This is a genomic window from Nocardia arthritidis (genome assembly GCF_011801145.1).
Classification (GTDB): domain Bacteria; phylum Actinomycetota; class Actinomycetes; order Mycobacteriales; family Mycobacteriaceae; genus Nocardia; species Nocardia arthritidis_A.
The window spans coordinates 5,361,780-5,376,359 of record NZ_CP046172.1 but is presented as its reverse complement, the minus strand read 5'-3'; the positions used below and the strand labels follow the sequence as shown (position 1 = coordinate 5,376,359).

Annotated in this window: 5 protein-coding genes (1 of these 5 cut by a window edge); all 5 read left to right on the top strand. The window is 65.9% G+C overall.

The features are described from left to right. Tightly spaced (at most 31 nt apart), the 5 genes in view from F5544_RS24105 to F5544_RS24085 form a layout consistent with a single transcriptional unit that may run on beyond the window. Positions 1-1,701, top strand: a complete 1,701-nt coding sequence (locus tag F5544_RS24105) for a fatty acyl-AMP ligase (RefSeq protein WP_167475299.1) — start codon at positions 1-3, stop codon at positions 1,699-1,701. Then, positions 1,698-2,996: a MupA/Atu3671 family FMN-dependent luciferase-like monooxygenase gene (locus tag F5544_RS24100; protein ID WP_167475298.1), complete on the top strand. Its 1,299-nt coding sequence runs from the start codon at positions 1,698-1,700 to the stop codon at positions 2,994-2,996. The genes F5544_RS24105 and F5544_RS24100 overlap by 4 nt, the downstream gene beginning before the upstream one ends. Positions 2,997-3,027: 31 nt before the next feature. Continuing rightward, complete coding sequence (locus tag F5544_RS24095; RefSeq protein WP_167475297.1) at positions 3,028-10,833, top strand: non-ribosomal peptide synthetase; 7,806 nt, start codon at positions 3,028-3,030, stop codon at positions 10,831-10,833. Next, entirely contained in the window at positions 10,809-11,564 is a 756-nt protein-coding gene (locus F5544_RS24090; protein WP_167475296.1) for a condensation domain-containing protein, read from the top strand. The genes F5544_RS24095 and F5544_RS24090 overlap by 25 nt, the downstream gene beginning before the upstream one ends. Continuing rightward, positions 11,471-14,580, top strand: the beginning of a protein-coding gene (locus F5544_RS24085) for a non-ribosomal peptide synthetase (RefSeq protein WP_167475295.1). It continues 17,659 nt past the right edge of the window; 3,110 of the gene's 20,769 nt are visible here — the first part of the coding sequence; it begins with the start codon at positions 11,471-11,473; its stop codon lies beyond the right edge, outside the window. Before F5544_RS24090 ends, F5544_RS24085 begins: the two co-directional genes overlap by 94 nt.

The window sequence follows — 14,580 nt, the reverse complement described above, 5'->3', positions numbered from 1 at the left end:
ATGGTCGACGAACAATCTGCGTATGGCCCACGCACGCTGGTGGATATCCTGTCACTGCGCGCGCGGCAGACCCCGCTCCGGACCGCATATGTATTCGCAGGCCACCGGGAAGCGAAGCGGGAGGTCGATTATCGCCACCTGTGGGACCGGGTGGCCCCGTTGGCGCAGCGGGTACGGGAAGTCACCGCACCCGGCGATCGCGTCATGCTGCTCTGCCCACCCGGCCCCGAATTCGTCGAGGCGTTTTTCGCCTGCTTGACGGCCAGGCGGATCGCGGTCCCCGCGCACCTTCCGTTCACCGCGCATCAGCGGGCCACCCTGGCGGCGATTATCCGGGACAGCGGCGTGGTGGCGGCCATCGCGCCGCTGGCAGCGGTACCCGTGGACAATGGGCTGCTCGGTGCCGATATTCGCATTATCGATAGCAGTTCGGCCGGGCCGGAGCCGGATTGTGGCACGAGCCTCGAATCGCCCCCCGAGCCGGACGATATCGCCTTTCTCCAATACACCTCGGGTTCGACCGGAGCCCCCAAAGGCGTTGCGGTACTTCATCGGAATCTGATGCACAACCTCGGGTTGATGGAGCGGAATTTCGAGCTCACCAGGAACAGTTCCACGGTCTCCTGGCTGCCGCCATATCACGATATGGGCCTCATACAGGGAATACTGCTGCCGATGTTCGCCGGAATTCCCGGCACCCTCATGGCGCCCATGACCTTCCTGCGCGACCCGCTCACCTGGCTGCGCGCGATATCCGAGAGCGGCAACGTCATGGCGGGCGGCCCGAATCTGGCCTACGGCCTCTGTGTGAAGCGGGTATCCCAGGCCGATGCGGCGCGGCTCGATCTCAGCGGCTGGACCGCCGCATTCGTCGGCGCCGAACCGGTGGATCCGAATACGCTGCGGAAGTTCGCGGAAACCTTCGCGGTGAGCGGATTTCGCGCGGAAAGCTTCGTGCCCTGTTACGGATTGGCCGAATCCACCCTGTACGTCAGCGGTGGACCGCTGCGTTCGGGCGCGCGTTCGCGATACTTCTCGACCGAGGATATCGAACACGGCGTGGCGACCGAAAACCCGTGCGGCCGAGAGCTACTCGGCATGGGTCCCGCCGATCCGGAACATATCGCCATCGTCGACCGGGACACCAGGACGCGGTGCGCGGAGAACCGGGTCGGCGAAATATGGCTGCGCGGCGAAAGTATCGCCGCCGGATACTGGAACAAACCCGACGAGACCGAGCGAGTTTTCGCGGCACGGATCGCCGGCGCGGACGGGCGCGAATATCTGCGGACCGGCGATCTCGGCTTCGTATGCGGCGGCGAGCTGTACATATCCGGGCGCATCAAGGAGTTGATGATCGTGCACGGCCGCAATGTATTCCCACAGGATATCGAGCGGACGATCCTGGCAGCCCATCCGATGCTGCGGCCCGGTGGCTGCGCCGTATTCGCGGCGAATATCGATAACGAGGACCGGGTGATGGTCGTGCAGGAACTCGATGCTCCGCTGGACGACGACGGCGCGGCGGAATTGGCTGGTTCGATTCGCGACATCGTGAGCCGCGAGCATGCGATCGGCCTACACCGGGTCGTATTCGTCGGCAAAGGTGAGGTACCGAAGACAACCAGCGGAAAAATTCAGCGGCAACGTTTGCGTGCGGAATATTCGTCAGCGGCGGCATTGGAGGAGAGCGCGATATGACCGAAACCACGACCCGTCCCGCGGTACTGGAATACTTTGTCGAGTGGGCCACCGCGCGACTGGAACGCGAATCGGTGGACCCCCACTCGCCGCTCACCTCGCTCGGCCTCGATTCGGTGAAAGCGGCCGAGCTGATGACCATTCTGGAGGATCAGTACGGCACGGAGATCACCGCGGAACAGATCTTCGACGGCCTCAGCCTCGCCGATGTCGCCGAACTGGCCGGGGCGGGCAACGGCGCCGATTCCGAGTCGTCCCGTCGGCCCATGGATTTCAGTTTGCTGTTCTTCTCCAGCGACGCACAGCAGAATTCCGATGAGCGCTACCGACTGCTGCTGGAAAGCGCCCGTTTCGCCGATGCCAACGGATTCAAGGCCATCTGGGTGCCTGAGCGGCATTTCCACAAATTCGGCGGGCTGTACCCGAATCCGGCGGTGCTCGGCGCCGCGCTGGCGGCGAGCACCCGGCGGATCCGCATCCGGGCGGGCAGTGTTGTTCTGCCGCTGCATAATCCGGTGCGCGTCGCCGAGGACTGGTCGGTGGTCGACAACCTGTCCGACGGACGCGTCGACGTGGCATTCGCCACCGGCTGGAATGCCGACGATTTCGTGCTCGCCGGCCACAACTATGCCGACCGGGTCGAGATAACCCGGTCGGGTATCGATACCGTGCGGCGGCTGTGGCGGGGAGAGCCGATTTCGCTGCCGAACGGAATGGGTGAGCAGCGCTCGGTGCGAATATTCCCGGCGCCGGTCCAACCGGCCCTGCCCACCTGGCTCACCTGCAGCGGCGGCATCGAACGCTTCGAGATGGCGGGCGCTCTCGGCGTGAATGTGCTTACCGCACTGCTGTTTCAAGAGGTGGACGAGTTGGCGGACAAGATCGCGGCATATCGCGCGGCCCGGGCCGGGCACGGTGAGGGCGATGGCACCGTCACGGTCATGCTGCACACCTTTGTCGGCGAGAACTCCGACTCGGTGCGGCGCGCCGTCGAAGGACCGTTCAAAAGTTATCTCGAGGATTCGGTCGACCTGTGGCGGCGGGGCTCCGCCGCGCTGGACAGCCTGGACGAGAAATCGCGCGCCAAGGTGCTGGATTTCGCATTCGAGCGCTACTACCGGAGCAACGGCCTGTTCGGCACGCCGGATTCCACGTCATCGATGGTCGCGCGCCTGCGGGAGATCGGTGTCGACGAGATCGCCTGCCTGATCGATTTCGGCATTCCCAGCGCCGAGGTGCTCGCCGGGCTCGATTCGCTGGCCACGCTGGAAAGTATGTCCCGCTCCGCATCGTAAATTCCACCAGCCTCTAGCCGCAGGAGCCGAATTGACCGTTCCCTTTCCGCTTTCGGCAGCTCAACAGGGAATTTGGTTCGCACAACAACTGGCCGGTTCGACGCCGATCACCAATGCGCTGTGTATCGATCTGCGCGGCGATCTGGATGTCGAATTGCTCACCGAATCGTTCTGGCGGGTGGCCGGTGAGTTCGGGGCCGGGCGGCTGCGCCTGATCGAGGTGGACGGCGCGGTGCGGCAGGTGGTGGACCGTCCGTTGGACGAACCGGTCCGGTGCCTGGATATGCGCACGGCGCCGGATCCGGTCGCCGCGGCGCACGAATGGATGCGCGCGGAATACAGCAGACCGGTGGATCTGCATCGGGATCGGCTGATCGCCACCGCGGTGCTGCGGGTGGATGAGCGGCGTTGGTTCTGGTACGTGCGAGCCCATCACATCGCATTGGATGGGCTCGCCGCGATTTCCCTGTTGAATCGGGTCGGCGAGCTGTACACCGCCGCATTCGAGGGCAGGGAACCGGCGGCGGCGAAGATTCAAGCCCTGGCCGATCTGGTCGCCGCGGACGCCCAATATCGCGCCTCCGAACGCTTCGAATCCGATCGCGAATTCTGGTCGCGCCGATTGGCGGATCTGCCCGCGCCGGTGAGCCTGGCCGGACGCGACGCACAGGCCGACGCGCATCCGATTTCGGTGAGCGGCGTATTTCCGCCGGAGACTTGCGAATTGCTCGACGCCGCCGTCAAAGCGACATCGACGAATCCCGCGGTGCCGATTCTGGCGGCATTCGGAATCTTCCTCGGCCGCATGACCGGCGGCGACGACGTCGTGCTCAGCCTGCCCGTCTCCGCGCGGGTCACCGCGGCGGCGCTGCGTTCCGGCGGCATGCTGGCGAACACCGTCCCGTTCCGGATCACCACCGCCGCGACCGATACCGCGGGCGAACTGATCGCGGCGGTGCAGCGGCAGCTGATAGACGTACTCCGCAGGCAGCGCTACCGGCAAGAGGACATGTTCCGGGATATGGGCCAAAGCGTCTCCCAGACACAGGTTTTCGGTCCATACGTGGATCTGATGATGTTCGATACGCGGATCGCCCTCGGCCCTATCGTCGGCGAATTCCAGGTGCTGACACCGGGTTTGGTCGCGGATCTGTCCGTGAGCGTCTACTCCGGCGCGCGCTCCGGCCACACCAGGCTGGATTTCGTCGCCAACCACAACCTGTATACGCCGGAAGAACTCGCCGCCCATCACCGCCGGTTCCTCCGGTTCTTCCACGAATTCCTGCGGGCCGTCGTGACCGAGCCCGCGACGCTGTTGCGTGATATCGAACTGCTCGCCGACGATGAACGCTCGCGTCTGCTGCGGGAGTGGAACGACACCGCCGTCCCGATCGATTCCGGTGCGACCCTTGTCGATCTGTTCGATCGGCAGGCCGCCGACACACCCGATGCGATCGCCGTCGTCGCGGGTGCGCGACGGGTGACCTACCGTGAGCTCGATGTGGACGCGGATCGTTTGGCCGCAGTGCTTCGATCGTATGGTGCTGGCCCGGAAAGCATTGTTGCCGTTGCGCTTCCGAAGGGGATAGCGCTGATCACGGCGATGCTCGCGATACTTCGGAGCGGTGCCGCCTATCTGCCGTTGGATCCGGCGTCGCCGCCGGAACGGGTCGGTTATATCCTCACCGACGCCGCGCCCGAGTTGGTCATTGTGGACGAGACCACTGCCGATCTCGTTCGGGCCGTTGATGTTCCGTGTCTGCGCATCGATCAGTTGACGGACGGTCCGGTGTGTCGCGGTGATTCGGGCAGGTTGTGTCCGGGGAACGTGGCGTATGTGATCTATACGTCGGGTACGACGGGTAATCCCAAGGGTGTTGCGGTGACTCATGCGAATGCGGTGTCGCTGTTCGGTGGGACGCAAGTTTGGTGTGGGTTTGGTTCGGATGATGTTTGGGCGTGGTGTCATTCGCAGGCGTTCGATTTCTCGGTGTGGGAGATTTGGGGTGCGCTGCTGCACGGTGGTCGCGTGGTGGTGGTGCCGCGTGAGGTGGCGTATTCGCCTGCTGAGTTGTGGGATCTGGTTGTCTCGGAACGGGTGACGATCCTGAATCAGACGCCGTCGGCGTTCTATGCGTTGCTCGAGTCCGGGTGTGATGCTGCCGATTCGGCGTTGCGGATGGTGGTGTTCGGCGGTGAGGCGTTGGATCCCAGCCGATTACAGCGTTGGCGGTCGGCCGAGGGTCCGGTGCTGGTGAATATGTACGGCATTACCGAGACCACCGTGCATGTGACGAAGCAGGTGCTCGCGGAATGGTCCGGCGAGGTCGGTGTGAGCCCGATCGGTGTGCCGTTGGCGAATCTGCGTGTGTACGTGTTGGATTCGTGGCTGCGCCCGGTGCCGGAGGGTGTCGCGGGTGAGCTGTATGTCGCCGGTGTTCAAGTGGCGCGGGGATATTTGGGTCGGCCCGGTTTGACGGCGTCGCGTTTCGTCGCCGATCCATTCGATCCCGCCGGTGGGCGGTTGTATCGCAGTGGCGACGTGGTCCGGTGGTCGCAAGACGGTGTGCTGGAATACGTCGGCCGCATCGACGAGCAGGTCAAGATCCGCGGGTACCGTATCGAACTCGGCGAGATCGAGGCCGTCCTCGCGGCACAGGACGCGGTGGCCCAAGCCGTCGTCACCACCCACACCACCGCACCGGCCACACCGGACGCGGCACCGGCCAAACAGCTGGTGGCCTACTTCGTACCGGATACGCGCTACGCACCCGTTGCCGCGAAATGCCTTGAATTACAGCGTGATGGCGTGATCGAGGCCCACGAATTGCATGAGCTGCCGAACGGTATGCCGGTGGTCGGCCGTAACCGGTCGAATGTCGAGTTCCTGTACGAGGAGATCTTCGAGACCGCGGAGTACTGCCACGCCGGTGTGACGGTGCCGAAGACCGGTTGTGTGGTGGACGTCGGTTCGCATATCGGGATGTTCTCGATCTATGCGAAGCGGATGTCGCCGGCCGTGAAAATCTTTGCGGTGGAACCGATGCCGGAGTTGCGGCGGATGTATGAGGCCAATGCGGCATTGCACGGTCTGGACGCGACTTTGGTGCCGTACGCGATCGGTGCGGAATCGACCACCGATACCTTCACCTACTATCCGGAGATGTCGGTGCTGTCCGGTCGTGGGACCGACAGCAGGGTGCAGCACGAGATCCTCGAATCCTTCATCCACCACGAATTCGAGGCGGAGAGCCGCGATCTGGGGGACAGGTATGTCGATCAGCTGATCGCCGACCGGCTCGAATTCGAGCAGGTCGACGTCGCTATCCGCACCCTGTCACACATCATCCGTGAATACGGGATCGACCACATCGATCTGCTGAAGATCGATGTAGAGGGCAGTGAGCTGGATGCGTTGCGTGGTATCGAGCCGTGTCATTGGTCGTTCATCGATCGGATGGTGCTCGAGGTCCACGATGTCGAGGACCGGTTGGCGGGTGTCGAAAAGCTGTTGTGCGAACACGGATTCGAGGTGGCGGCGCGCGTTTCGCCGAATGTCGTCGGAACCGATCTGCACATCGTCTACGCCATCCGTGCCTGCGCCGAGCCCGGTCTCGGCGAGGAAAGCGCCGAGCTGCTGCGGATGGACGAGAAATGGTGTGGCCCGGCATCTTTGGGGAGGTTGATCCGCGACCGGCTCGGTGACCGGCTGCCCGGATACATGGTGCCCGACGTGCTGATGGCGCTGGATCGCCTGCCGTTGACGGTGAACGGCAAGGTCGACAAGGCCGCGCTGCCGGAGCCCGCGGCGGCGCGCGCGTATTATCGGCCGCCGTCGACGCCGCTGGAGGAGCTCGTCGCGACGGTGTTCGGCGAGGTGCTCGGGGTCGACAGGGTCGGCGTCGACGAGGATTTCTTTGCGCTGGGCGGGAATTCGCTGTCCGCGACCCGGCTGTCGGCGCGGCTGTCCGACGGTGCGGGCGTCGCGGTCGCGGTGCGCGACGTATTCGATACCTCGGTGGTCGCCGAACTCGCCGCGCTGCTCGCTGCCCGGATGGCGAATTCGCCGCTGACATCCGACGGACCGCGCCTGACCGCGCGGCCGCGTCCCGAGCGGGTGCCGCTGTCCTATGCGCAGCAGCGGATGTGGTTCGTGAACCGGTTCGCGCCGGAATCGGTGGCCTACAGCATTCCGATCGTCGTCCGGCTGTCGGGTGCGGTGCGGGTGCCCGCGCTGGCGGCGGCGGTCTGGGACGTGCTTGTCCGGCACGAGGTTCTGCGCACCCGGTACCCGGATGCGGACGGGATCCCGTACCAGGTCACCGTGCCGGTCGAGGAATTGGCTTCGATGGCGGAGGTGGATCTGAGCCCGGTGCCGGTGGCCGCGGCCGACCTGCCGGATGCGATCGCCGATGTGGTGTCGGCGGGTTTCGATGTGGCGCAGCGGGTTCCACTGCGGGTGCGGCTCTTCGCACCGGGACCCGACGAGTTCGTTCTGGTGATGGTGCTGCACCACATCAACGCCGACGGATTCTCCATGGGTCCGCTGACGCGCGATCTCGGAGCGGCGTACTCGGCGAGGGCCGTTGGGCGGCAGCCCGATTGGGTGCCGCTGCCGGTGCAGTACGCCGATTACGCGCTGTGGCAGCGGGAGCTGCTGGGCTCGGCGGCGGACGCGGATTCGCTGCTCGCCCGCCAGTTGCGCTACTGGGCTGGCCAATTGCACGAACTGCCAGAGGTTTTGGAGTTGCCGACCGATCGGCCGCGTCCGCCGGTGGCCTCGCATCGGGGTGCGACCTTCGATTTCGTCGTGGAACCCGCGGTGGTGCACCGATTGCGAGCGCTGGCGCACGCGCGCGGGGTCACGGTGTTCATGGTGTTCCACGCGGCCCTTGCGGTCGTGCTGTCGCGGTTGTCGGGCAGCGCCGATATCCCGGTGGGTTCGCCGGTATCCGGCCGCGGCGCGGCGGAACTCGACGATATGGTCGGCATGTTCGTGAACACCGTGGTGTTGCGGGTCCGGGTAGACGAGTCGGTGCCGTTCGCCGAACTGCTGTCGGAAGTCCGCGGCGTGGACTTGGATGCGTTCGCGCATGCGGAGGTGCCGTTCGAGCAGGTGGTGGAGGCGCTGGATCCGCCGCGCAGCCAGGCGCACCACCCGCTGTTCCAGGTGATGCTCGGCTTCCACAATCTGGATCAGGCGAAGCTGGATCTGCCCGGTGTCGTGGCGACCGCGTCCGGCGCCGAAACCGGCGTCGAGCGTTTCGATTTGACGTTCACGCTCACCGACGCACCCGATGGCGACGGCGCCATACCGGTCGAACTCGGTTATGCCACGGACCTTTACGACCCGGACACGATCGAGGTGCTCGCTGAACGGCTGCGACAGGTGCTTCGGACGGTCACCGCCGATCCGACGATCCCGGTGCGCGAAATCGACGTCCTGTCGCCGATGGAGCGGCATCGGCTGGTGTGCGAGTGGTGCAGCAGCGGAACCGTGGAACTTCCTGTCATCGACGGTGATCCGACGCTGCCGGATTTGCTGGCCGCGGTGGATCCGGATGCCGTCGCGGTGGTGGACGGGGACAGGTGGCTTTCGTATCGGGAGTTGGACGAGTCCTCGAATCGGTTGGCGCGGTTGCTGATCGGCCGGGGGATAGGCCCGGAGTCGGTGGTGGCGATCGGATCGGGCCGATCGCTGGAGTGGGTTCTCGGGGTGTGGGCGATCGCGAAGACGGGTGCGGCATTCGTCTCGGTGGATCCGGACCATCCGGCCGAGCGCAATGCTTTCGTCTGCGCGGATTCCGGTGTGCGGGTGGGCATTACGACGCGACGGGATGGCGCTTCGTTACCCGGGGACGGCATCGTTTGGCTGGCGCTGGACGATCCGATCGTCACGGCGGAGCTCGAACTGTGCGAGGGTGACGCGGTCACCGACGCGCAGCGGTGCGGGGTGGTGCGGCCCGCGAATACGGCCTATGTGATCTATACATCGGGTTCGACCGGGCAGCCGAAGGGTGTGGCGGTGACCCATGCCGGGCTGGCCGCTGTGGTCGCCGATCACGTGCGCCGGTGCGCGGTCGATACCGATTCACGGGTGCTCGGTGTCGCGGCGCGCACGTTCGATGCGGCGATCCTGGAATTGTTGCTGGCTGTCTCGGGTGGCGGGGCTTTGGTGTTGGCTCCCCGGGATGCGTATGGGGGACAGCCGCTTTGGGAGTTGCTGCGTGACCGGCATATCACGCATGCGTTTTTGACTCCTGCTGTTGCGATGACGGTGGATCCGGTGGGTTTGGATGATTTGCGGGTGGTGTTGACCGGTGGTGATCGGTGTTCGTCGCAGGTGGTGTCGCGGTGGGCTGGTACGGATTCGGCGGGTGTGCGTCGGGTGCACAATCTGTACGGCCCGGCCGAGGCCACTATCTGGGTGACGGGTAGCGAGCTCGTCGCCGGTCGACCGGTCCGGATCGGTGGTCCGATCGCGCGGATGTCCGTGGTGGTGTTGGACGCGTGGCTGCGCCCGGTGCCTACCGGTGTGGTCGGCGAGCTGTATGTATCGGGTTCCGGTGTGGCGCGGGGTTATCGGTGCCGGGCGGGGGCGACTGCGTCGCGGTTCGTCGCGGATCCGTTCGGTGAGCCGGGGAACAGGCTGTACCGGACCGGCGATCTCGTGCGGCAGTCTATTGACGAATCTGGTTCGGGTGCAACGTGTTTGGAGTTCGTCGGGCGATCCGACTTTCAGGTGAAGGTGCGCGGGCAGCGGTTGGAGTTGGGCGAGGTCGAGGCCGCGCTCTGCGCGACCGAAGGAATCGCCGAAGCCGTCGTGGTCCTACAGACCTCCGGCGAACGCACCGATTCACGGCTCGCCGCGTATGTCGTTGCCCGAGTCGGATCCGTGATCGATCCGGCCGTCGTGCGGGAATCGATGGGCGAACGGTTACCGGGTTACCTGGTGCCGGACACGGTGACGGTGCTCGACGAGTTGCCGTTGACCAGTAGCGGCAAGGTCGATCGTCGGGCATTGCCGGAACCGGTGGTGGCTCCGCGGGCGTTTCGCGCACCGACGAATCCGGCGGAGGAAATCGTCGCCGGAGTTTTCGCCGAGGTGCTCGGGGTGGAGCGGGTCGGTGTCGACGACGATTTTTTTGCGCTGGGCGGAGATTCGATCGTTTCGATCCAGGTTTGTTCGAAGGCGCGGGTGCTGGGGGTGGTATTCGGTCCCCGGGATGTGTTCGAGCAGCGGACCCCGGCCCGGTTGGCGGCGCATGCGCGGTCGGCCGACCGGTCCGGTGGTTTGGTGGAATTCGCCGGTGGCGGGGTGGGGGAGATGCCGCTGTTGGCGGTGGCGCGGTGGATGGTGGAGTGGGGGAAGGGATTCGATCGGTTCGACCAGCATGTGGTGCTGCGGCTGCCGAATGGTGTCGATGCGGCGGATTTGGCCGCGGCCGTAGGCGCAGTGCTGGCGCGTCATGACATATTGCGTTCTCGGTTGCGGCGCAGCGATTCCGGGGAATGGTCGCTGGTGGTTGCCCCGGCGGATGAGGTCGCTGCCCTGATGCGGCAGGAGGTATCGGATTCGGCTGATACCGGCGCGGGTGGGGCGCTGCGCCGACGCGCGATCGATGAGCTCGATTCCGGGACCGGTCTTGCCGTGGTGACGGATATCGCTGCGGCAGAGTTGGATTCGGCCCTGAGCCGGTTGAATCCGACCGGTGGGGTGATGGTGCAGTTCGTTTGGCTGGATCCGGTGGGTGCTGGTGTGCCGGGGTGGTTGATGGTGGTGGCGCACCATCTGGTGGTCGACGGTGTGTCGTGGCGGGTGCTGGTGCGGATCTGATGTCGGCGCTGGAACAGGCGCGGGCGGGCGGGGTTCCGGTGCTCGAGCCGGTCGGGACGTCCGTGCGGCGCTGGGCGCACGGGCTGGTCGCTGCCGCCGGGGAGGCGGCTCGCGTTGCGGAGTTGGGGTTGTGGCAGTCGATGGTGTCGGGTGTCGATCCGGTGCTGGGTGGGCGGGAGCTGGATCCGGAGATCGATACGGCGGCGACGCTGGATCGGGTGCGGGTCGAGCTGCCGGAATCGGTGACGCGGTCGTTGCTCACCCGGGTTCCGGCGGTGTTCCACGGTGGTGTGAATGATGGTTTGCTTGCGGGTTTGGTTGTGGCGGTGCGGATTTGGCGTGAGGGTCAGGGGATCTGCGAGCCGTCGGTGTTGGTTCGGCTGGAGGGTCATGGTCGCGAGGAGCAGGTGCTTGCCGGTGCGGATTTGTCGCGGACGGTGGGTTGGTTCACCTCGATGTTCCCGGTGTGCTTCGATCTGACCGATATCGATCCGGGAGATGTGGCCGCCGGTGGGGATGCTGTTGTGGCGGCGGTGTTGTCGGTGAAGGAGACGCTGCGTTCGATTCCGGACAAGGGCATCGGTTACGGGATGCTGCGGTATTTGAACCCGAAACCGCGGATCTGCTGCCCGCCTGGATGCCCGGGCGCATCGGGTTCAACTACCTCGGCCAGATCGGCAACGGGGACAACGCTTTCCGCGGCGGAATCGACGGCGGATTGGGTGACCTGAATGTCACCGCCGACCCAGAGATGCCGGTGACCACCGCGGTGGACGTGAGTGCGATCGTCATCGAGGACCGCTTGCGCGCCGATTTCCGGTTCCCGCGTACGCTGCTGGACGCCAACGAGATCGAAGAGTTGGCGCGACTGTGGTCGCAGGTGTTGACGGCGATCGCCGAGCATGCCGAAACCGCCCCGGCCGGTATCCACTCCCCGTCCGATTTCCGGCTCGTCGCGCTGGACCGATCGGAAGTCGCCGCGCTCGACCGCGCCCACCCGTCATTGAGTGACGTATGGCCGGTGACACCGTTGCAGGCCGGACTGCTCTTCCATACCGAACTGACCGCCGCCACCGAGACGGACGCCTATGTCGCGCAACTGATCCTGCATTTGGCGGGCAGGCTGGACGTCGACCGCCTGCATGCGGCCGCGCGCGCCCTTGTGGACCGGCATGCGAGTTTGCGGACCGCATTCACCACCACCGGTACCGGACAACGCGTCGCGCTCGTCTGTGATGACATCGAATTGCCTTGGCAGGTAGTCGATCTCACGGATGACCCGGACCCCGAGGCGGGATTGGCGGAAAAGGCCGCGGCGGCGCAGGCGCACCGATTCGATCCGAAAGTGCCGCCGCTGCTGCGATTCACGGTGGTCCGGCTGAGCGCCGATCGATGGGCGGTTATCCTGACCAACCACCACGTCATCCTCGACGGCTGGTCGTACCCGCTCCTGATCACCGAACTGTTCGCCGACTACGCGGGCGACGACAGCATCCCGGCCCCGGGTTCATATCGAGACTTCCTGGAGTGGTTGGCAACTCGCGATCGCGACGCGGCGCTCGCGGCATGGTCGGCCGCATTGGACGGAGCCGAACCGACACTGGTCGCGGGCAACTCCGGCGCAGGCGCCGTCGCGGACGAATGGATAACGGTCGACGAGACCGGCGCCAGGGAACTCGCGGCTACGGCCGCCGCGGCCGGGGTGACGGTGAACACCGTCGTGCAATCGGTGTGGGCGATGATGGTCGCACAGCTGAGCGGCCGGACCGATATCGTCTTCGGCACCACGGTGTCGGGGCGTCCGGCCGAATTGCCCGCCGCCGAGCACACCATCGGCCTGTTCATCAACACGATTCCGACTCGAATCCGCCTGGATCCCACCGAGACCGTCGGCGGTCTGTGGACCCGGATACAACATGAGCAGGCCGCGCTGCTCGACCACCATCACATCGGCCTGACCGATATCCACGAGCTCACCGGCTACGACACCCTTTTCGACACCGTGATGGTACTCGAGTCCTATCCCATTGATATGCAAGGCATTCGGCGGCTCACCGGTGAAGGAGAGCTCGCGGTCACCGGGGTCGCCGCCGCCGATTCCACGCACTACCCCTTGACCTGTAGCGTCACCGTGCAGGACGGCCTGCGGGTCCGGCTCCAATGCCGGACCGAGGCATTCACGGCGGCCACGGTCGGGATGCTCGCGCGACGACTGCGAGAGGTGTTGCGCGCCATCACCGTCGATCCGGGCATCCGGGTGCGTGCGATCGAAACCCTGCCGATATCGGAGCGGGAACGGCTGCTGCGCTGGGGCGGCGGCAGCGCGGACATCGCGGCCACGACATTGCCCGCATTGCTGGCCGAGGCGGTGGCGGCCAACCCGGCCGGATGCGCGGTGGTGGACAGCGATCGCCGCATCTCCTACGCGGAGTTGGCTGAGCGGTCGAACCGTCTGGCGCGGTTGCTGATCGGGCACGGCGTCGGTCCGGGGTCCGTGGTGGCGGTGGGGATGCCGCGCTCGTTGGAATGGGTGACGGCAGTGTGGGCTATCGCCGAGACCGGGGCGGGATTCCTGTCCCTCGATCCGGGTCATCCGCTGGCGCGCAATCATTTCATGTGTACGGATTCCGCTGTGCGGGTTGGTATTACGCTGGGCTGCTACGCGGAGGCGCTGCCGCGGGACGGGGTCTCGTGGCTGCTGCTGGACGATGCCGCGGTGGCGGCGCGGCTCGAAGGATGCTCGCCGGCTCCGGTGACCGATGCCGAGCGATGTGGCCGATTACTGGTCGGCAGTACGGCATACGTCGTCTACACCTCGGGTTCGACCGGACGGCCGAAGGGTGTCGAGGTCACCAACGCCGGGCTGGCGGGCGTATGCGAAGCTCAGCGAGCGCGTTTCGGGGTCGGCCCGGATTCGCGGGTGCTCGGCGTCGCGGCACGCACCTTCGACGCGGCGGTATTCGAGCTGCTGCTTGCGGTCTCCGGCGGCGCGGCGCTGGTGATCGCCCCGCCGGAAGCGTATGGCGGGCAACCCCTGTCCGAGCTGATGCGGATCGAACGGGTTACCCACGCGGTGCTCACCCCGACCGTCGCGGCCGCACTGGATCCCGCCGGGCTCGACGACTTGGAAGCACTGATCGCGGCGGGCGAGGCCTGCCAACCAGCCATGGTGTCGAGCTGGTCGCGAACGGATATCACGGGCGGGCGCAAGGTGTACAACCTGTACGGCCCGGCCGAGGCGACGATCTGGGTGACCGGCAGTGCGGACCTGCGCGTCGGCGATCCGGTCAGCATGGGTTCGGTCATCGACGGCATGTCGGTGGTGGTGCTGGACGCGTGGTTGCGCCCGGTGCCGGTGGGTGTGGCCGGTGAGCTGTACGTATCGGGTCCCGGTGTGGCGCAAGGCTATCGGGGCCGGGTAGGGCTGACCGCGTCGCGGTTCGTCGCCGATCCGTTCGGGCCGCCGGGGAGCCGGTTGTACCGCACCGGGGATCTCGTTCGCTGGAATCTCGACGAAACCGGCTCGGACACCGGGGTTTTGACCTTTGTCGGCCGATCCGACTTCCAGGTGAAGGTGCGCGGCCAGCGGCTGGAATTGGGTGAGGTCGAGGCCGCGCTGTGCGAGCTGGACGGCATCGAACAGGCCGTTGTTGTTGTGCACGAACCCGATTCGGGCGCACGGCTGGTTGCCTATGTGACCGGTGCCGCCGACCCGGTGCGAGTGCGGCGGGCCGTGGGACGGCGGCT

Bases quoted from the DNA above. Each gene is read 5' to 3' on its own strand.
- F5544_RS24105 (WP_167475299.1), top strand. From the start codon at position 1: ATGGTCGACGAACAATCTGCGTATGGCCCACGCACGCTGGTGGATATC.
- F5544_RS24100 (WP_167475298.1), top strand. From the start codon at position 1,698: ATGACCGAAACCACGACCCGTCCCGCGGTACTGGAATACTTTGTCGAG.